Origin of the sequence: Curtobacterium sp. MCLR17_044, from assembly GCF_003234435.1 — a bacterium.
In the GTDB taxonomy this organism is placed as follows: domain Bacteria; phylum Actinomycetota; class Actinomycetes; order Actinomycetales; family Microbacteriaceae; genus Curtobacterium; species Curtobacterium flaccumfaciens.
Genome location: NZ_QKTC01000006.1, coordinates 113,519 through 133,501, shown reverse-complemented (window position 1 = coordinate 133,501; position 19,983 = coordinate 113,519). Strand labels below are relative to the sequence as shown.

General features: G+C 70.7%; 17 protein-coding genes. 7 read left to right on the top strand and 10 right to left on the bottom strand.

What is annotated here, in order from left to right:
• Positions 1-356 precede the first annotated feature (356 nt).
• The 4 genes from DEJ04_RS05880 (at position 357) to DEJ04_RS05865 (ending at position 2,539) form a co-directional block, all read left to right on the top strand.
• Complete coding sequence (locus tag DEJ04_RS05880; protein ID WP_146248434.1) at positions 357-713, top strand: hypothetical protein; 357 nt, start codon at positions 357-359, stop codon at positions 711-713.
• Positions 714-715: 2 nt separating this feature from the next.
• Positions 716-1,300 (top strand): hypothetical protein, encoded by a 585-nt coding sequence (locus DEJ04_RS05875; protein WP_111046498.1) that lies wholly within the window; start codon positions 716-718, stop codon positions 1,298-1,300.
• A gap of 121 nt (positions 1,301-1,421) precedes the next feature.
• Positions 1,422-1,832: a hypothetical protein gene (locus DEJ04_RS05870; protein WP_146248433.1), complete on the top strand. Its 411-nt coding sequence runs from the start codon at positions 1,422-1,424 to the stop codon at positions 1,830-1,832.
• Positions 1,833-1,900: 68 nt separating this feature from the next.
• Positions 1,901-2,539, top strand: a complete 639-nt coding sequence (locus DEJ04_RS05865) for a pyridoxal 5'-phosphate synthase (protein ID WP_111046496.1) — start codon at positions 1,901-1,903, stop codon at positions 2,537-2,539.
• Between the two features lie 16 nt (positions 2,540-2,555).
• Here DEJ04_RS05865 and DEJ04_RS05860 read toward each other — a convergent pair whose 3' ends face one another.
• From DEJ04_RS05860 to DEJ04_RS05835, 6 genes are all read right to left on the bottom strand, one after another.
• Positions 2,556-3,128 carry a hypothetical protein gene (locus DEJ04_RS05860; protein WP_111046495.1) on the bottom strand — a complete coding sequence of 191 codons (573 nt, stop codon included), beginning with the start codon at positions 3,126-3,128 and terminating at the stop codon, positions 2,556-2,558.
• Positions 3,129-3,157: 29 nt separating this feature from the next.
• The gene (locus DEJ04_RS05855) at positions 3,158-5,545 is read right to left on the bottom strand and encodes a GNAT family N-acetyltransferase (RefSeq protein ID WP_111046494.1); all 2,388 of its coding nucleotides are present in this window, start codon (positions 5,543-5,545) and stop codon (positions 3,158-3,160) included.
• Positions 5,542-6,966, bottom strand: a complete 1,425-nt coding sequence (locus DEJ04_RS05850; protein ID WP_111046493.1) for a lysine N(6)-hydroxylase/L-ornithine N(5)-oxygenase family protein — start codon at positions 6,964-6,966, stop codon at positions 5,542-5,544. Before DEJ04_RS05850 ends, DEJ04_RS05855 begins: the two co-directional genes overlap by 4 nt.
• A complete protein-coding gene (locus DEJ04_RS05845; protein WP_111046492.1) occupies positions 6,963-8,387 on the bottom strand; it encodes a pyridoxal-dependent decarboxylase in 1,425 nt (474 codons plus the stop codon). Before DEJ04_RS05845 ends, DEJ04_RS05850 begins: the two co-directional genes overlap by 4 nt.
• A 141-nt stretch (positions 8,388-8,528) precedes the next feature.
• Positions 8,529-10,508 (bottom strand): LamG-like jellyroll fold domain-containing protein, encoded by a 1,980-nt coding sequence (locus DEJ04_RS05840; RefSeq protein ID WP_111046491.1) that lies wholly within the window; start codon positions 10,506-10,508, stop codon positions 8,529-8,531.
• A gap of 99 nt (positions 10,509-10,607) precedes the next feature.
• Entirely contained in the window at positions 10,608-13,055 is a 2,448-nt protein-coding gene (locus DEJ04_RS05835) for an ATP-dependent helicase (RefSeq protein ID WP_111028996.1), read from the bottom strand.
• 57 nt (positions 13,056-13,112) lie between these two features.
• Between DEJ04_RS05835 and DEJ04_RS05830 the strand changes: the two genes are divergently transcribed.
• The gene (locus DEJ04_RS05830) at positions 13,113-13,784 is read left to right on the top strand and encodes a hypothetical protein (protein WP_111046490.1); all 672 of its coding nucleotides are present in this window, start codon (positions 13,113-13,115) and stop codon (positions 13,782-13,784) included.
• Here DEJ04_RS05830 and DEJ04_RS05825 read toward each other — a convergent pair.
• Entirely contained in the window at positions 13,749-14,771 is a 1,023-nt protein-coding gene (locus DEJ04_RS05825; protein ID WP_111046489.1) for a glycerophosphodiester phosphodiesterase family protein, read from the bottom strand. The two genes, DEJ04_RS05830 and DEJ04_RS05825, sit on opposite strands and share 36 nt — an antisense overlap.
• A 106-nt stretch (positions 14,772-14,877) precedes the next feature.
• Here DEJ04_RS05825 and DEJ04_RS05820 point away from each other — a divergent pair, with 106 nt between their 5' ends.
• Entirely contained in the window at positions 14,878-15,891 is a 1,014-nt protein-coding gene (locus DEJ04_RS05820) for a DUF817 domain-containing protein (protein WP_111046488.1), read from the top strand.
• 31 nt (positions 15,892-15,922) lie between these two features.
• The gene (locus DEJ04_RS05815; protein ID WP_111046487.1) at positions 15,923-16,795 is read left to right on the top strand and encodes a Bax inhibitor-1/YccA family protein; all 873 of its coding nucleotides are present in this window, start codon (positions 15,923-15,925) and stop codon (positions 16,793-16,795) included.
• Between the two features lie 413 nt (positions 16,796-17,208).
• On the opposite strand, the gene guaA is transcribed toward DEJ04_RS05815, so the two are convergent.
• From guaA to DEJ04_RS05800, 3 genes are read right to left on the bottom strand one after another with little or no spacing between them, the layout of a single operon-like run.
• The gene (gene guaA / locus DEJ04_RS05810; protein ID WP_110863189.1) at positions 17,209-18,789 is read right to left on the bottom strand and encodes a glutamine-hydrolyzing GMP synthase; all 1,581 of its coding nucleotides are present in this window, start codon (positions 18,787-18,789) and stop codon (positions 17,209-17,211) included.
• Entirely contained in the window at positions 18,786-19,232 is a 447-nt protein-coding gene (locus tag DEJ04_RS05805) for a DUF3817 domain-containing protein (protein ID WP_017885467.1), read from the bottom strand. Before DEJ04_RS05805 ends, guaA begins: the two co-directional genes overlap by 4 nt.
• Before the next feature lie 10 nt (positions 19,233-19,242).
• Positions 19,243-19,977, bottom strand: a complete 735-nt coding sequence (locus tag DEJ04_RS05800; RefSeq protein WP_181437745.1) for an SURF1 family cytochrome oxidase biogenesis protein — start codon at positions 19,975-19,977, stop codon at positions 19,243-19,245.
• Between the last annotated feature and the right edge of the window lie 6 nt (positions 19,978-19,983).

Here is a 19,983-nt window from a genome sequence, read left to right as displayed (position 1 = left end):
CCGGCCGGCCCACTTGCGTCCCGGATCGCCCTCTGCCTAGTACTTGCTCGCTTGGCGGATGTCTTGTCTTCCCCCAGCGATACTGCCCAGGTGCCGCGGACCTTCCAGCGAGTCGAGTACGTCGACACTCTTGGTCACCTGCATGTTGGATACGGGGCTCGTCTGGATGGGAGAGCTCGATTCGAAGACGTTGCGCCGCGAGTTCGCTTCCCGACGTTCGGGCGGAACGTTTACTCCGCGACACCTCGCAATCATGTGAGCGACCCCGATTCCGGAATGCTGGTGAGAATCGGGCCAGGGGCCGACCTCGATCTCCCCGGAAGCCCGTTCAACGCCCTGCTCCTGAGCGGCGAATCGTGACCGCAAGTCCCGTTGCTGATGCCGATGCCGATGCCGATGCCGATGCGCATCGATACCCATCGTGCACCGCCACGCGCGACAGCAGGTCCTCGACCGATCGCGGGGAGTGCCAGATGATCCGCGAGTGCCTGCCGAACGTGCTCGTGGTGGGGCATGCCGTGAATCGAGAGTTCGCCGACGACGGACGACTGGTCGTCGACATTGTGCTCAGCCGAGCACGACCCCAGGAGGCGCGCTCGTGCACCCGGGCATCCCCTTCGTCCATGCCCTGCGGCTCGGTGAGTGACATGACGACCTACGAATTGACGGAGTCGATGCAAAGCGAAACGCGCCCGTTCTACACGGATCACTGATCTTGGAACGTATCCCCGCGGTAGCTGTCCCCGACACGCTCCACCTCGCAGTGGACTCAAGCGGCGAGCGCGTCACCGAACCGTACGACCGGGGCGTCATGGTGGAGTTCGCCTACTCCATCGCAGGCGATCGGCCCGCTGGGCGGGGCACGTCCACTCGGCAGGTGAGCCGTCAATCACTCATCGACGATGAGACCGGCGGTCGGTACATCGTCCAAGTCGACGCAGCAGCTGATCGCTTCGAGGGGCTCCCAGTCGTGGACAGACCCATTCGTCATCATGGGCTCCTGCCGATCCCGACCCGCGCAGTTCATGCACTGCCGATCACAGCGGTCCAGGGGATCTGGGCCGAGATCGTCCGCGACACGGCACGACCGCAGTCGGCCTGGCGGTTGTTCGAGTCTGCTTCCCGTCCAACGCTGAACCTGGTGATCGACCGCGATCCTGACGAGTGGCGGGCGCGGGCGACCACGGCGCTGGGGCGGAGGCCACACCCGGAGATAACGGTCGTCGAGGACCTGGACGAAGTTCCGCGAATCTGGCGCAAGGCCGCCCGTGATCTCGTGGCCGCCGAGGTGAGCGCTTGACGCCCTCCACGTTCGAGCGCCGACGACGCGCAAGCTGGAGACGGATTGTCGATCTCGGCTTGTGGGTGCTCGGGACGGAAGACGGTGCGCGCCGTGGTCTCGCTGCGGCTCAGTGCGTGACATGACGACCTACGAACGAACCGCTCACAGGAACGGCACGAGCGCGCCGGCGACCGTGATCGTCGAGATGGACCTGACGAACCCCGACCATCAGGTGCGCTACACCGTGACCGTGTTGCTGCTGGGCGCACAGCACACGGCCACGGCGTACGACGCCTTCGAGGCACTGAGCCTGGTGCGCGAGGCGCTCGACGACGAGGGCTGGCTCCTGGGCGTGCAGGGGGCCCGCGTCGACGTGTGGCCGAGTGGGATGGCGCGACAGCAGGGCGGTGGCATGCGGGCGTACCGACTCCGCCGCGGTCGTCGGCCTCGGTTCAAGGACCTCGTCGACGTGTTCGCCCCGGCCGACGAACACCTCGGCACCGTGCAGGCGCAACGCGCGTTCGTCGCAGCGAAGTTCCCCGACGCCTGACCGGGTGCCGGCGACGACCGTCCGTGACTCCCTGAACACCGAGCCCCCGCGCACGGTTGGGTGGGTACATGTCCTCTGCCCCGCTCTCCGGTGACGACTCCCTGCACCTGCCCGAGTTCGACAACCCGCCAGCGTCTCCGCTCGACCTCGCTCGCGAGTGGCTGTCCGCAGCGAAGGACCGGGAGGTCTCCGAGCCGCTCTCGATGACCCTCGCCACGGCCGGTGCCGACGGCCGCGTGTCCGCTCGCACCGTCGACGTGAAGCGCATCGAGGCGGGCGGACTGGTCTTCGGGACGTCAGAGGACAGCCCGAAGGGCCGGCAGCTCGCCGAGAACCCGCACGCAGCCCTGCAGGCGTACTGGCGCGAGACGATGCAGCAGCTCCGGTTCGAAGGCCACGTCGTCCGGCTGTCGGACGCCGAGTCCGACGCCCTGTTCGCGGACCGCTCCCCGAAGTCACGCGCCGCGACGGCCATCGCCGATCAGTCCGCCGTGCTCGAGCCCCGCACCCTGCAGGACCTGATCGACGACGCGAACGACCTGCTCGACGACTCCGGCGAGGACGTCCCGCGACCTGCACGATGGGTTGCCTGGCGGCTCGAGCCCGACATCGTGGAGTTCTGGCACGGCAGCCGTGACCGCATGCACCGACGACTGCAGTACGCACTCGCCGAGGGCGCCTGGACGGCCACACGCCTCCAGCCCTGAGGCCGACGGCCGGCGTTCAGTCCCTGGACCACCACGCCGGCTGAGCGGGTTCAACTCGGACCGTGAGCGATCGAGCATCGTTCGATCGTTCCGCGATGACGAAGTGGCTCTCCGCTGGGTCGACGGTACCGATCCGCCACACCGGCCACGAGTGCGGCCCGAGTTTGGGATCGAACCACGGCGCGGGCCCGTTGTCGTCCTCGCGCAACGCGCGCCGGACGCTCTTCGGATCGAGCTCCGGGAATCCCCCGGCGCGCGCTGCCGCGATCATGCGCTCTGCTGCGGCATCGACGGCGGCGGACCGTTCCGCCCGTGGGTTCCGGGTGATCCAGTAGGCGGCGAGGTACCCGATCACCACGAGGCCGATCGCCGCAAGGGTCACGACCCACGGTCCAGCCTCGGGATCGACCGTGGGGATGCGATCGATGCCGGAGACCCCGACGATGGACCCCAGGACGCCGAGCACCCATCCGATGCCCGCGACGCGTTCGGCACGGTGCGACGCTCGAGCGAGGACGCAGCGTGCCTCGGCGACGTCCTCGATCGCAACCGAGATCGCCCCCACACCCGTGCCAGCACCGGTCTCCATCGGACCAGTCTCGCTCACGCCGCACGCCCCTACCGCCCGATCGGGTTCACCATCGCCCCCGCCCGGATGAGCGACGCCGACTGGTCCGCCAGGTCCACCATCGACAGGGTGTTCCGCAGCTGCAACCGGTTCAGGCACGAGTGCTCGAACGTCGGCACCCGCAGGTCCAGGGGACGACGGCGGTCCGGGTGCGCGGCGGCGTGGGCGTCGATGCACTCCCCCACGACCTGCCAGAAGCGGGACTCCGGCAGCACCGCGTCGTCGTCGAGGATCGCGGCGACGAACCGGAGCACCCCGTCGAACACGTCGGTGAACACCGCGAGCGCGGCCTCGTCATCGGACACCGGGTGCACGATCCGGTCGATGTCGGCTGGTACCGGGCGGTCGTCGTGCCGACCGAGCACCGCGGCCTCCTCGCCGATGTCCTTCATCACGGCGCGGACCACGACGCCGTCGCGCACGACGAGCACCAGGTTCTCGCCGTGCGGCATGAACACCAGGTCGTGCACGGTCAGGCAGTGCACGACGGGCAGCAGGTAGGCGTCGAGCCAGCGCCGGACCCAGACGTCGGCGGACAGACCGGAGGCCTCGATCAGCGCCGACACCACGGCGTTCCCCGAGGCGTCCCGGTGCAGCAGCGCCGCCATCGTCAGCAGTCGCTCGCCGTCCGCCACCCGCGGCAGAGGACTCTCCCGCCACAGGGCCGCGAGCATCTTGCGCTGCGGCGAGGACACGTCGACCCGGTGGTAGGCGTCGCCCGTGTAGCCGATGGCGGCGTGCTCCCGGAGCACCGAGAACCCGGCGGCGGCGAGCGTGGGGTCGGCGGAGACGATCGACTCGACCCAGTCGTTCACGGCCGGGGTGTTCCGCATGTAGGCGGGCGACATCCCCCGCAGGAACCCCATGTTCTGCACGGCGAGCGCCGTCTTCACGTACGAGCGTGCCGGGTCGGTGCGGTTGAACGCGGTGCGGATGGACTGCTGCGGCTGGTACTCGTCGGGTCCCTCGCCCAGGTCGACCAGGTCCTGTCGGCCCAGGTCGGGCGCGAAGGTCACGGCGATCCGGTGCTGCCACTGCCACGGGTGCACGGGCAGCCACACGTAGTCGTCGGGGTCGAGCCCGCGACGTTCCAGCGTGGCACGGAACCCGGCCACGACCGCCGCCGACAGCTCCGACTCCCAGTGCGCCTGCTCGGTCCGGTCCGCGGCGAGCGCCAGGTGCGTGTGCTCGCGTCGGGCGGCGAGCCACCGGTACCGGAACCGGCCGCCGGACTCGGGCGCGAACGCCCGGTACTCGTCGAGCCCGAACCCGATCCGACCGTTGGCGGCGACGAACGCCGGGTGCCCCTCGGTCATCGCCGCCTCGACGTCCTGGAACGACGCGACGACGTCCTCGACGGACCCGGTCGAACCGGACGAAACGGACGCCCCGCCCCGCCCCCGTGCCAGCTGCCCAGCCGACGGTCCGCCCCGCCGGTGCTTCGCCGCGGCACTCGCCAGCGTCGACGCGATCTCCTCCAGGTACGTGCCGAGCAACTCGTCGGGGATCCCGAGCACCTCGTGCAGTTCGAGCACGAGCTCCTGCGCGCTGAGCGGCGCCGGCGCCCCCGCACGGGTCCGCGTCAGCGAGGCCTCGTCCATCGACCAGTGCTCGAGCACGTGCTGCCGCGCCCGGAACCGGTAGGTCGACTCCCCCGCCTCGAGCCGCCAACCGTCCCCGTCCGGCACGGGTGCGATCAGCCGTTCGTGGGTGAACTCCGCGATCGTCTTCGCGACGAGGTGCCGTTCGGCGGGCTCCAGGTGCTCGGGCCGCAGGTGCGCGGCCGGCCCGTCGTCATCGGGAACGCCGATGCGATCGGTGTCGAGCACCGACAGCAGGGCCCGCTTGCCGTCGACGTCCACCTGTCGCAGGGCGCGGAACCCGACCTCGGCGTTCTTCGCCTGCACGGCGGCGTTCCGCACGTCCGGTTCGACGACGACCCGGCGCGCGCCGAGGGCGTACCGGCAGTGCTCGACGACGGCACGCATCACCGCGCTGGTCAGGCCGTGGACACGACGGTCAGCGGGCGCCGGCGCGACGAGCAGGTGCATGCCGACGTCGCCGGGTTCGGCCGCCCACACGTCGGTGAGCAGGACGGCGGAGGGGTCGTAGGTCTCCGCCAGGAAGCACGGCTCTCCGTTCCGGCGGCCAAGCCACGCTGCCTGCGCGGGGTCCGCCTGCACGCCGACCAGGTAGGCGCGCACCCCTTCCACGTCGAGGTCGCCCATCTCCCACCACGACGACGCCGGGTGGGCGAGCCACGACTGCACGACGGCGGCGTCGCGTTCCGGGTCCACGGGCTCGACGGTCAGGAGGCCCGGCTCGGCTCCCCCAGGCGCGGTCGCGTCCGGCGCCGTGGTGGTCACGGTCGTGCTCATGCGGACACCTCCGCGCGCTCGGTCGCGGGGCGGGCCGGCGCGCGCTCCGCGGCGCCGGGGCGGCCGGTGGACGGCGCTGCTGTTGACGGCTCCGAGGCGGGCAGGCCGAACTCCTGGAAGGCGATCCGGGCCTCCAGGCCGTACACGGGGCGACCCGTGACGGACCGGATGATCGACGCGTTCCGCCACGCACCCATGCCGAGGTCGGGCGCGGTCAGGCCGTGCGTGTGCTCCTCGGCGTTCTGCACCCAGATGCGTCCGCCCAGGGTGTCGACGTGGTGGTCGCGGGCGACGGCCAGGCGACCGCGGGAGTCGCGGGCGACGAGGTGCTCGACCGGGTCGAGGAACCGCGGGACCCGCGGGGTGTACCCGGTGGCCAGCACCAGCTGCTCGACCTCGTGCTCGTACGTCTGGTCGAGCTGCTCGTGGCGGAGCGTCAGCCGGTAGGTGCCGCGGTCGGCGAGCCAGGCGGCGTCGACGACGCTCGTCTCGGTCCGGAGCGTCGTCGGGACGGGGCCGCGCGCACTGATCCGGTAGAGCTGGTCGTACAGGTCGTCGACCAGGTCGGCGCTGATGCCCTTGTACAGGCCGCGCTGCTCCCGCCCCAGGCGGTCGCGGACGGCTTCGGGCAGCCCGTGGAAGTGGTCCGTGTACTCCGGGCTCGTCATCTCGAGGGTGAGCTTGGTGTCCTCCATCGGGAAGAACCGGGGCGACCGCGTGATCCAGTCGAGGCGGTAGCCGTCTTGCCGGATGTCCTCGAGCAGTTCGCGGTAGACCTCGGCGGCGGACTGCCCGCTGCCGACGACGGTGATCGACCCGGCGTCGCGCAGGGCATCGCGGTTCGGCAGGAACTCGGCGGAGTGGACCGCCGGTCCGCCGATCCCGCGCAGCGGGGCGGGGACGGACGGCTCGGTGCCGATGCCCACGACGACGTGGTGTGCGCGGTACGTCTCGGGACCCTGATCGGTCTCGGCGTGCACCGTGAACGTGTCGGTGACCGGGTCGTGCTCGACGGCCGTCACCCGGCGGCCCCACCGCAGGGTGTCGAGCCGGTCGGCGGCCCAGCGGCAGTAGGCGTCGTACTCGCTGCGCAGGGGGTGGAAGTCCTCGCGGATGTAGAACGGGTACAGGCGGCCGGTCTCCTTGAGCCACGCGAGGAACGAGAACGGCGAGGTCGGGTCGGCCATCGTCACCAGGTCGGCGAGGAACGGCACCTGGATGGTGGCGTCGTCGAGCATCATGCCGTGGTGCCAGGCGAAGCCGTCAGCCGCGTCGAGGAAGACCGCGTCGAGGTCGGCGATCGGGTCCGTCAGGCAGGCGAGGCCGAGGTTGAACGGGCCGATGCCGATGCCGACGACGTCGTGCACGGCGGGATCGGCGGTGGCGCGGGTGCGGTCGGCGGCGGTGCGGTCGGCGGTCATCGGTTCGCTCCCTCGGTCTCGGTGGTGGCGGCTCGGACGCGCGCGGCCGTCGCGACGACGTGCTCCAGCGACGCGCGCATCTGCTCCGGCGTCGTCTCCGGGTTGAGCAGTGTGAGCTTGTTGCACGGCCGGCCGTCGATGACCGTCTTGGCGATGAGCACCCGGCCCTCGGCGAGCAGGGCCGAGCGGATCGGGGCGACCAGTGCGTCGGCGGCCTCGTCCGTCATGCCGGCGGGCTGCCAGCGGAACAGCACCGTACTGAGCTGCGTCGGCGCGACGAGCACCAGGTCGGGGTGCTCCTCGACGATCCGGTGGGTGGCCGCGGCGAGGTCGATGACGGCGTCGAACGCCGCACCGATCGCGTCGGCACCGGTCGCCCGCAGCGTGGCCCAGAGCTTCAGGGCGTCGAACCGGCGGGTGGTCTGCAGCGACTTGTCGACCTGGTTCGGCTCGGCGGCGTCCTCGGGGTTCAGGTAGTCGGCGTACCAGGCGGTGCGGCGCAGGTCCTCCGGGCGCTGGACGATCAGGGCGCTCGACGACACCGGCTGGAAGAACGACTTGTGCAGGTCGGCGGTCACGCTCCGGGCCCGTTCGACGCCGTCGAGCAGGTGCCGGCGGGTCGGGGACACGAGCAGCCCGCAGCCGTACGCGGCGTCGACGTGCAGCCACACTCCCTCCAGATCACAGACGTCCGCGATCGGCTCGAGCGGGTCGATGACCCCGCGGTCGGTGGTGCCGGCGGTGGCGACGACGGCCATCGGCGTCTGCCCGGCTGCGCGGGCGGCGGCGACCGCCTCGGCGAGGGCGGCGGGCATCATCCGGCCGGCATGGTCGGTGGCGACGGCGACCACGGCCTCGAGCCCGAGCAGTCGCGCCGACTTCGCGATGCTGAAGTGGGTCTCCGCGGTCGTGAACACGGTGCCGCTGGTGCCGAGGGCCTCGCGCGCCAGCAGCAGGGCCTGCAGGTTCGACTGCGAGCCGCCCGAGGTGAAGATGCCGTCCCCCGCGGCGAACCCGATCCGACCGGCGAGCCAGGCGACGACGTGCCGCTCGATCTCGGTGCCGATGCGGGACTGGTCCCAGGTGTCGACCGACGGGTTCACGGCGGCCAGGACCGATTCGGCGGCGACCGCGGGCAGCGCGACCGGGCAGTTCAGGTGCGCGAGGTACGCCGGGTCGTGGAACCAGACGGCTTCGCGGACGAACAGCTCGTCGAGTTCGGCGAGTGCACGGTCCGTCCCGAGGGGTTCGGCGTCGAGGTCGACGTCCTGCACCCGGGCCCGGAGGACCTCGGGAGCGGTGTCGGTCGTCGGACGGTCGGCGGCGGCGAAGCGGTCGGCCAGACGGTCCACCGTGGACGTCGCGGCGGAGCGGTAGCGCTCGGCGGTGGCGGTGGTCAGGAGTTCGATGGGAGGTGTCACGTTAGGTAAGGCTAACCTCACAAAGCGTGATCGTGCCACCCGAACGAGGGGCGCGCCGAACGGTCGGGCGTGTCAGACGCACGTCTGCCGGGCAGCCCGAGCCCCCACCCACCGCGCGGGTCAGGCGTCCGCCGCCGGACGTCAGGCGTTCATGAACTCGCTCGGCTGCAGGGCCCGGCCGACGACGCGCACGTCGCCGATCGACCCGACGAACACGTTGTCGAGCTTGTCGCCGTAGCGGTACCCACCGAGCAGCCACGGCTTGCCGATCGTGCTGAGACCGCGGTTCGGGGTGGACGGGTTGCGCACGACCGGGCACCCGTCGACGTAGAGCACGGTGTGCGTCCCGTCGTTCACCACGGCCACGTGCCACCAGGCGCCGAGCGGCAACTCGTGCCCCCAGTTCGTCAGTGATCCGTCCTGGCTCGCCGGGTACACGCACCACTGCAGTTCGCGGTCCCCCGACAGGCTCAGCGTCACCGCGGGCTCGTCCCGGTCGCCGTCGGCTCCGGTCGCCTTCCCAACCTGGCCGGCGCTCGAGTACTGCGACAGCAGGGCGCTGAACCCGTTCGCACTCGGGTCGAACGTGGTCGGCAGCACGAAGAACGCCTCGACCGTGTAGCCCCGGGGGAAGTGGGTCCGGTTGAGCGGTGCCGTGTCGACGGTCTGCAGGTGGTCGCCGCCGGTCTTGCCGCCCTGCAGCGCGAGGCTGCCGGCGCCCGGCTGGTCGGGGTGGTGCGCCGCCGTCCAGCGCAGCGCCCCTGCGACGGCACCGGTCCGCCGGGCGACCACCAGGTCGTTGCCCTTGCCGCTCTGGTCGCGCACCCGCGTCGTCGGCGCGAGCGCCGCCCCGTCCGGGTTGCCGTCGAACCGCCAGTACGCCAGCGTCCCCGGCACCAGCATGCGTGCCGCCGGCCGGGAGGCCCGTGGTGCGACCGGCGCGAACCCCGCGAAACGCGCGTCGAAGTCCACCGCCATGGTGAAGCGGTCGACGTCGCCACTGAGGTTGACCTCCTGGGCTGCGAGCTCGTTCGCGTCGCCGAGACCGCCGTCGAGCAGGAACGGCGACAGCGTCTCGACGTCGATGACGTTCCGCTCGAGGTCGACGTGGTATAGCCGGATCATGGCCGCGCCGCCGTAGTAGCGGTTCTGGTAGTTGGTCAGGTGGAGTGCGACGTCGTGCCCCACGGCGTTCTTCGCCGTCGTGCGGCCCGGACCCCAGTAGTGCCCGTTCAGCGTCAGGAACACCTGGTCGTGCTTCGAGATGAAGGAGTCCCAGAGCTGCTGGCCGTAGGGGTCGAACGCCGCTCCACCGCTGGCGTCCGAGTCGACGAGGGCGTGCGTCGTGAGGATGACCGGAGCGTGCGGCCGGGCCGCGAGCACGGAGCTGGCCCAGGCGAGCCCGCTCGCGCTCGTCCGCCAGTCGAGTGCCAGGACGACCCACTCTCGGCCGGCCGCGGTGAACCGGTGGGCGGTGTTGTAGCCGTCGGGGCTCGAACCGATCCAGCCCGGGGCCTTCCGGAACCGCTGCGGACCGAACACGTCGAGGTACGGGGTGCGGCCGCGCTGGTCGTCGGTCGAGGAGTCGACGTCGTGGTTGCCGGCGAGCACGCTGTAGGGCGCCCCGGCTCGGTCGAGCACGTCGAAGACCGCACCGGACGCGCGCATCTCGGACGCCGCACCGTTCTGGGTCAGGTCGCCGAGGTGGACGAGGAACACCGTGTTGTGCCGGGCCTGCTCGCGGACGACGTACTCGAGCGAGGCGCGCATCGGTGCCTGGTCGACCGCGGCGCCGTCGAACATGTACTGCGTGTCCGGCATCACCGCGACGGTGAAGCGTGGCGAGGTCGTGTCCGGGCGCCACCGTCCGGTGTGGCCGCGCACCACGGCTGCCTGCGCGGCCGCGGCCGATCCGCCGAGCGCTGCCGGAGCCGCAGCGGGTGCCGCGGTCAGCGCGTCGGCGACGGCCGGGGCACTGCCGAAGCCGTTCGACGCCACGAGACCGGCGGCACCGGCGAGTCCGGACCCGACCAGGAAGCCCCGGCGGGAGACCGGGATGCGCTTGCTGCGCTCTCCGGCGTGGTCGTGGGCGTCGTCGCGGTCGTCAGGGCTGTTCTGCACAGCACCGCACCGTACGGATCGCGGGGGAACGCCCCGGGTCCGTTCCGTGAACTCCAGACCGGCCGCGGCTGCCGGTTCGGTGTGGACCGGTGAGGGCTCCTACAGCTTCTCGATCGGGGCGATCTTGATGAGGAGCTTCTTGCGGCCCGCGGAGTCGAACGCGATCTCGGCGATGCGCTTGGCACCCTGCCCCGTCACCGCGGACACCGTGCCCTCGCCGAAGTCGACGTGCTTGATGCGGTCACCGGCGACGAGTTCCATGTCGCCGTTGTCACGCACCTGCCCGGACACCCGGTTCGCCCACTCGGTCTTCGGACGGGTCTTCGAGGCAGCCGCTGCGCGGTCGTACGAGCCGCCGCCCCAGCCACCACCACCGCGGTAGCCACCGCCGCCGCCACCGCCACCGAAGCCGCCGTCGCGCTTGGCGTTCAGGGCGCGGGGCTGCGTGCCACCACGACTGTTCGCCATGCCCGGGGACTGCTTCCACTCGATGAGCCCCTCGGGGATCTCCTGCAGGAAGCGCGAGGGCATCGCCACGTTCACGTCACCGAACTGCGCACGGGTCATCGCGAGGGACAGGAACAGGACCTTCTTGGCGCGGGTGATGCCCACGTAGAACAGCCGACGCTCTTCCGACGGCCCGCCGGGTTCGTTGGCGGACATCCGGTGCGGGAGCAGGTCTTCCTCGACACCGGTCAGGAACACCGCGTCGTACTCCAGGCCCTTCGCGGTGTGCAGGGTCATCAGCGAGACCGTGCCCGAGGAGTCGTCGAGCTCGTCCGCCGCGGCGACCAGCGAGACCTCGGTCAGGAAGTCCGACAGCGTGCCCTCGGGGTTGTTCTTCTGGAACTCACGCGTGACGGCCACGAGCTCGTCGATGTTGTCGGCGCGGGCGGCGTCCTGCGCGTCGGGCGACTTCCGCAGGTTGTCGAGCAGCCCGGAGCCGTCGAGCAGCTGCGTCAGGGTGTCGACCACCGGCTGCGTCGGGGCCTTCTCGGACACGGCGTCGAGCAGCGCCGCGAACTCCGTGATGGCGTTGCGCACCTTCGGCCCGAACCCGAGCTCGCCCGCGTGCCGCAGGGCGTCGCGCATGGTGGTCTCGTGCTCGTCGGCGTAGCGCTGCAGCGTGGTCTCGGTGACCGAGCCGATGCCGCGCTTCGGCACGTTGAGGATGCGGCGCAGGGCCATCGGGTCGGCCGGGTTGGCGACCGTGATCAGGTACGCCATGGCGTCCTTGATCTCGGCACGCTCGTAGAACTTGGTGCCACCGAGCACCCGGTACGGGATCGCCGCACGGATGAAGATCTCCTCCAGCGCACGGGTCTGCGAGTTGGTCCGGTAGAACACCGCCATGTCGCGGTAGTCCATGCCGTCTTCACGCAGGCGCTGGATCTCGTCGGCGACGAACTGCGCCTCGTCGTGGCCGGTGTACCCGGTGAAGCCGACGATCTTCTCGCCGGCGCCGACGTCGGTGAACAGGCTCTTCGCCTGGCGGTCGAAGTTGTTCGCGATGACGGCGTTCGCCGCGTCGAGGATGTTCTGCGTCGAGCGGTAGTTCTGCTCGAGCAGGATCGTCTTGGAGTTCGGGAAGTCCCGCTCGAACTCGACGATGTTGCGGATGTCCGCCCCGCGGAAGGCGTAGATGGACTGGTCGGAGTCGCCGACCACCGTCAGGGACGCGGGGGCGATCGAGCCGTCGGTCTCGCGCATCCGGGCGACGTGCTGGCCGGAGTCCTCGAGCTTGTCGACCTGTTCGACCGGCACCGGGCGGGTGAGCTCGCGGATCAGGGCGTACTGGGCGTGGTTCGTGTCCTGGTACTCGTCGACCAGGATGTACCGGAAGCGGCGCTGGTACAGGGCGGCGACGTCGGGGAAGGCCCGGAACAGGAACACCGTCTGCCCGATGAGGTCGTCGAAGTCGAACGCGTTCGCCCGGCGGAGTTCGTTCGTGTAGCGCCGGAACACCTCGGTGAACATGACCTCTTGCGGGTCGTTCACATTGATGTTGCGCGCGTAGGTGTCGATGTCCTGCAGCTCGTTCTTGAGCTTCGAGATCTTCGACGCCGCGGCACCGACGGTCAGCCCGAGGGAGTCGGCCTCGAGCTCCTTGATGATCCGCTTCAGCAGCGCCTTGGAGTCGGCGGAGTCGTAGATCGTGAACGACTGCGGGAACCCGAACCGCTCGGCTTCGCGCCGCAGGATGCGCACGCACGCCGAGTGGAACGTGGAGATCCACATCCCCTCGGCCTCGCCACCGACCAGGGCCCGGACGCGCTCGCGCATCTCGGCGGCGGCCTTGTTCGTGAACGTGATCGCCAGGATCTGCGACGGCCAGGCTTCGCGGTTGGCGAGCAGCAGCGCGATGCGGCGGGTGAGCACGCTCGTCTTGCCGGAACCGGCGCCGGCAACGATCAGCAGGGACTCGCCGCGGTACTCGACGGCTTCCTTCTGCTGGGGGTTCAGACCCGCGGTGAACGGGTCTTCGTACGCGCGGGCACCGGCGCCCGGCTCGGGCGTCGATTCGAAGGGGTCGAGCACGATCGTCATGTTCGGGACATTCTAGGCGAGACCCCCGACAGCGACCTCGTGCGGCAGGATGGCGCCGTGGCGATCACACCGGACCGACCTGACGTCTTCGTGCTCCCTGCGATGTCGGCCGCGGTCCCCACCACCCAGGACGTCCTCTGCATCCTGCCTCCGGACGGGCGCGACGACCCGGCCGCGATCGTCGAGAGCCACCGTCGGGCCCGTGCTCAGCGGTCTCGACAGGACACGGCGGGGTGCCTGGTCCCGCTGTCGGTCGGCCTGGTCACCGCTGGGCTGTGCCTGGCCGTACTCGGGGCCCTCGCTGCGTCGACGTTCCCGAGGAGTGCCCGGCTCCTCGTCGCCGTCGTGGTGTTCCTCGTCGTCTCGTCCGCCGTCGCGGTCCTCGTCGATCGACGGCGGCGCCGACAGCCACCGGTGCAGGCCCTCCCGGTGACACCGATCGACCCTCGGGTCGCCCGTCTCGCGCCCGGGGACCTGCCCGCGGCCGAGGTCATCCGTGCCTCGGCAGTCCTGCAGGCGCTCGACCGTGCGCGTGCCGACCTCCGGAAGGGCGAACACGACGCCGACCTGACGGACGCGCAACGGACGGTCTCGCCCGGCGACCGGAGCTCGTGGTTCTACCGGCCCGAGGACCTGGCCGGGCTCCGCGCCGCTGCCACGTCCGCACGCGAGGAGGCCCTCGAGGCCCTCCGGTCAGCCGGCATCCCGCTCGAGGCGCTCGAGGACTGACCGGGCACGCACCGCCAGGTCGGGGTGGTCGGCGAACACCCCGTCGAGTCCGGTGCGGATCACGGACGTGAACCACCGCTCCCAGTCGCCGAACGCCGCGACGTCGCCGCCACGACGCAGCGGCGACGGCAGGAACCGGTTCTCCGGCCGGAGGGTCCACGTGTACACCGCGAGCCCCACGGCGTGGGCACGGTCGACGATCGCGCTGCGCACCGGCGTCGGGTCGTCGAGCGCGACGCTGTCGACACCGGCCATCAGGGTGCCGAGGTCGACGCTGATGCCGTGGAACTCGGTCGCGAACGACGCGAGCGCGTCCTCGGAACGCTCGGCGGCGTAGGTGGGGGCGAGCGACCCGTGGGATGCGACCTCGTCCGCGGCGCTGCCACGGGCCTCCTGGAGGTACACGAGCCGACCACCGGCCCCCCGTTCGCGCAGGTCGCGCAGCACGCCCTTCTCGAAGCTCTCCACCGTGAGCCGCTCGTCCTGCCGCCACCCGGCCTCGCCGAGCGCGGCGTCGACGAGTGCACCCATCGGGAACCCGGCGCGGTCGAAGGACGCGGCGTGCTTCACCTCGGCGACGAGCCCGACCGGGCGGGGCGCCGCGTCGAGGATCGCGAGCAGGTCGACGAGCCGCAGGATCGGTTGCGCACCGTCGTGCTCGGCGGATCCCGGACGCAGCACCGGCAGGCGCTCGCGGGTGCGGAGCGTCTGCAGCTCGGCCCACGTGAAGTCCTCGGTGAACCAGCCGGTCAGGGTCTGGCCGTCGACGGTCTTCGTCGTGCGCAGGTGCCGGAACTCGGGGTGGTCGGCGACGTCCGTGGTGCCCGAGACCTCGTTCTCGTGCCGGAGCACCAGCACGCCGTCCTTCGTGGGCACCAGGTCCGGTTCGATCGCGTCGGCGCCGAGTTCGATCGCGAGCTCGTACGCGCTCCGCGAGTGCTCGGGACGGTAGCCGGACGCACCGCGGTGGGCGATCACGAGGGTCATGGCGCGACCCTACTTGCCGCGAGTGACCAGCGGGGCACCTGTGTCGCGGGACACACCCGGCGCTCCGAGGCCCGTCGTTCCCAGCGACGACGCCGACCATCGCCGCATGACCGTCCGTTCGCTCTCCACCGCCGTCGAGGCCCGGATCGACCGGGCCGCACGCCGTCTGCTCGACGCCGGGCACCAGCCGCACCGACCCGTCCGGGTGTTCGTCACCGAGTTCCTGGTGTTCGGCGCGAAGCAGGCCTGGGCGTGCGCGTTCGGGGCGCTGCTGCTCGCGACCATGGCGGTGGTGCACCTGACGGTGCCCGCGGCGATGCGGAACGACGTCCTGACGATCGCGGCCGTGCTGCTGCAGGTCGGGATGCTCGTGTTCGGGCTCGAGACCGTGCGGGAGCTCCGGGTCGTCCTGCTGTTCCACGTCGTCGGCACGGTGATGGAGGTGTTCAAGACCCACATGGGCTCGTGGACCTACGAGCCGGGTGGGCTGTTCGTCGTCGCCGGGGTGCCGCTGTTCTCGGGGTTCATGTACGGCGCCGTCGGGTCGTACATGGTGCGGGTCTACCGGCTGTTCGACCTGCGGTTCGACCGGTACCCGCGGCAGTGGCTGCTGGCGGGCGTGGCGGGCGGGATCTACCTGAACTTCTTCGGCCACCACTTCGTCGCCGACGCCCGGTACGTGCTGCTCGCGCTCGTGCTGCTGCTCTTCGCCCGCACGACCATGCACGTGCGGATCCACCGGGCGACGCTGCGGATGCCCGTCCTCGTGGCGATGGCCCTCGTCGCGGTGTTCATCTGGGCGGCGGAGAACGTCGCGACCTGGGCCGGGGCGTGGAGCTACCCGGCGCAGCTCGCGGTGTGGCAGCCGGTGGCGCCGACGAAGATCGTGGCGTGGTTCCTGCTCATGACGATCTCGGTCGCGCTCGTCACCTGGCTCTACCCGGCGCTGCCGTCGGGACGGGCGCGCTCGACGGGCTCGACGGGCTCGACGGCGGACTCTCGACGTCCTCGGGGCGCGCGTGCAGCGGGCGACCCTAGGCTTCCCTCGACGGGGCCCGCTGGGCCCGCGTCCGCTCGCCGCGAATCCTCAGCCTTCCGCGACCGAGCGCCCCTAGGCTGAGAGGACTCGAATCTCCTAGGAAGAGGACACCATGGCCTTCAAGCCCGGTTTCGACCAGTCCCCCGCCTTCAACGCACAGGGGGCAAACACCTGGGGCGGGCGCGGTGCTGGTCAGCAGCAGGCCGGCTGGGGACAGACCCCGCAGCAGGCCCAGGGCGGCATGACCCCCGAGCAGCTGCAGTACATGTACGACCGTCCGACTGCGTCCCCGGTGGACACCGACCGCATGTCGTACGAAGACACCATCGTCAAGACGCTGCTCGCGTTCGGCGTGCTCGTCGTCGCCGCGGTGGCCGGTTGGAACCTGCCCCCGGCCGTCTGGGTCGTCGGCGCGCTCGTCGGGTTCGTCCTGGCGCTCGTCAACACCTTCAAGAAGAAGCCGTCGCCGGGTCTGATCCTGACGTACGCGTTCTTCGAGGGGCTGTTCGTCGGCGGTATCTCGAACTACTTCCAGACCGCGTTCCCCCAGGCCGACGGCATCGTCGCGCAGGCGGTGTTCGGCACGCTCGGTGTGTTCTTCGTCACCCTGCTCCTGTTCCGCTCGGGCAAGGTCCGCGCGACTCCGAAGGCCACGCGCTTCTTCCTGATCGCGATGGTCGGGTACATGGCGTTCTCCCTGGTGAACCTGGTCCTGATGTGGACCGGTGTGACGCAGAGCGCGTTCGGCCTGATGGGCGTGACGCTCTTCGGCATCCCGCTCGGCGTCCTCATCGGCGTGTTCGTCGTGCTGATGGCCGCGTACTCGCTGATCCTCGACTTCGACCAGATCAAGACGGGTGTCGAGCGCGGGGCACCCCGCATCTACGCCTGGACCGCGGCGTTCGGCCTGATCGTGACGCTCGTCTGGCTGTACCTCGAGATCCTGCGCATCCTCGCCATCATCGCGAGCAGCTCGCGCAACTAGTACCACCGCACACACGAAGGGCCCCGGCGCTGCCGGGGCCCTTCGTCGTTCCCGGGCCGGTGGAAGCGAGAGCGGCAGCGGTCCCAGTGGTCACAACACCCCGCCGAACGCCCGCCGAGTGGTCACGAAGTGTCGCTCGGGCCGGGGCCAGCCGACAGTTCGTGACCCCTCGGCACCGGGCCCGCGGGGTGTCGTGACCACTCGACGGCCCCGGCAGCACCCACACCCCGACTCCAGCCGCCCGAGGTCGCCCAACACGCCGCACGTGCAGCGCCCGGGTCGCGCGAACTGCCGTCCGACGTCCCGGCAGACGGCAGTTCGTGCGACTCCGGCACCGACCCCGGGACGCGCCCGGACGCACGAAGGCCCGGTACGCGTGACGCGTACCGGGCCTTCCGTTACTCAGGGGAGCCCTACTCCCACTCGATCGTCCCCGGCGGCTTCGACGTGACGTCGAGCACGACCCGGTTGACGTCGGGCACCTCGTTCGTGATGCGGTTCGAGATCTTCGCGAGGGTGTCGTACGGCAGACGCGTCCAGTCGGCGGTCATGGCGTCCTCGGACGAGACCGGACGGAGCACGATCGGGTGTCCGTAGGTCCGGCCGTCGCCCTGCACGCCCACGGAGCGGACGTCGGCGAGCAGCACGACCGGGCACTGCCAGATCTCCTGGTCGAGACCGGCCGCGGTGAGCTCTTCGCGGGCGATCTTGTCGGCCGCGCGGAGCAGTTCGAGCCGCTCCTTCGTGACCTCGCCGACGATGCGGATGCCCAGGCCCGGGCCGGGGAACGGCTGACGACCGACGATGACCTCGGGCAGCCCGAGCTCGCGGCCGACCGCGCGGACCTCGTCCTTGAACAGGGTGCGCAGCGGTTCGACGAGCTCGAACGTCATGTCCTCGGGCAGGCCGCCGACGTTGTGGTGCGACTTGATGTTCGCGGTGCCTGCTCCGCCGCCGGACTCGACGACGTCGGGGTAGAGCGTGCCCTGCACGAGGAACTTGACCTCGGCATCAGAGTCGGAAGCCTGGGCCTCGAGCACGAGTGCCTCGGCTGCGCCCTCGAACGTGCGGATGAACTCCCGCCCGATGATCTTGCGCTTCTGCTCGGGGTCGCTCACGCCGGCGAGGGCGTCGAGGAACTGCTGCTCGGCGTCGATCGTGATGAGCCGGACACCGGTGGAGGCGACGTAGTCCTCTTCCACCTGCTTCCGCTCGTCGGCACGCAGGAGCCCGTGGTCGACGAAGACGCAGGTCAGCTGGTCGCCGACGGCCTTGTGCACCAGGGCTGCGGCGACGGCGGAGTCCACACCACCGGAGAGCCCGGCGATGACCCGTGCGGAGCCGACCTGCTCGCGGATGCGGGCGACCTGCTCCTCGATGACGTTGCTGGAGTTCCAGTCGCCGGGCAGGCCCGCGGCACGGTGCAGGAAGTTCTCGAGCACGGCCTGGCCGTACACGGAGTGCTTGACCTCGGGGTGCCACTGCACGCCGTAGAGCTTGCGCTCGTCGGACGCGAACGCCGCGACGGGCGTCGATGCGCTCGAGGCGAGCACCTCGAAGCCGGCCGGTGCCTTGGCCACGGAGTCGCCGTGCGACATCCACGTCACCTGGTCCGCCGGCTGGTCGCCGAGCAGGGTGCTGGTGCCGGGGGCGAGCGTCACGTCGGTGGCGCCGTACTCGCGCAGACCGGTGTTCGCGACCTCGCCGCCGAGGGCGGTCGCCATGGCCTGGAAGCCGTAGCAGATGCCGAGCACGGGGACGCCGAGGTCGAGGATGTCACCGTCGAGGGACGGCGCGCCTTCTTCGTACACGGACGACGGACCACCGGACAGCACGATGGCCGCCGGGTCCTTGGCGCGGACCTCGTCCGCGGTGATGGAGTGCGGCACGATCTCGCTGTAGACGTTCGCTTCACGGACCCGACGCGCGATGAGCTGCGCGTACTGGGCCCCGAAGTCGACGACGAGGACGGGACGCTGTTCGGTCTCGCTCACCGAGCGGCCTCCTTCTCACGCTGCTGGGCAGCGATCAGCTCGTGGTAGGTGTCCATGGCCCGCTGCTGCATGCGGTGTTCGACCACGAAGGACATGAACGGGATGATGCCCCCGAGGGCGATGAGCAGGAAGCGCGACGGCCTCCAGCGCATGATGCTCCACAGACGGAAGTCCGTGAAGAGGTAGAGCACGTACAGCCAGCCGTGGGCGATGAGGATCGCGATCGACAGGTTGAACGTGCCCGGGGTCTCGCCCGCCGTGCCGTTGGGCACGAAGAACGGACCGTTGCCGAGCTGCATCTCGAGCTGCAGCGGCGTGTACTTGATGATGACCTCGACCACCAGGGCGAGCAGCAGCACACCGGTGATGTACGCCGAGACGCGGTACCACTTCACCGCCCCCGGGATCTTGGGGATGTCACGGGTTCGGACGGTCAGGGCCATGCCGGCAATCCTACCGTCGGAGCGCGTCGGCTTCGGTGGCGAGGGCTGCCTCGCGCTCCTCTTCCTGCTCGCGCTCCCAGGCGTCCTTCACGAACCGGTACCAGAGGAACACGGCGAAGCCGGCGAAGACGACCCACTCGATTGCGTAGAACAGGTTGAGCCAGTCGAACTGGACCTCGCGCGACGGTGCGCGGTCGGCGATGGTGCCGAGGTCGGCGGCCTTCGCGGTGGTGCCGTCGGCGACGACGTACCCGAGGTACATGCGGTCGTCGAAGGCCTGCCAGGTGTTCACGAACCGGGCGGGGGCGACTGCGGAGTACTCGCCCTTCTTGTAGGCGTCCTGGTCGGGCGACTCGGCCGGGTAGTAGCGACCCTGGATCGTGAGCGTCTGCCCGTCCGCCAGGCGCTCGCCCCCGTCGACGGCGGCCGACCGCTGGTCGGACCACCCGATGACGACCGGGAGGCTCGCCCCACCGTCCGAGTCCACCAGGTGTCCGACGGTCTGGTACTTCCCACCCCCGGTGCGGCCGGTCAGGACGGTGGTGTCGTCGGCGACGAAGGTCCCGGTGACGGTGACCTTCTGCCCGGCGAGACTCTCGCTGACGGGGCGCTCGGGGGTGGTGACCGCCTCGAGCGTGCGGCGGGTCTCGGTGGTAGCCGGTAGGGGCTTGCCGTTGGCGATCGACCGCTCCAGCTGCCACTTGCCCAGCCCGGCGAACACCGCCGCCAGCACGAGCGCCAGCAACAGCAG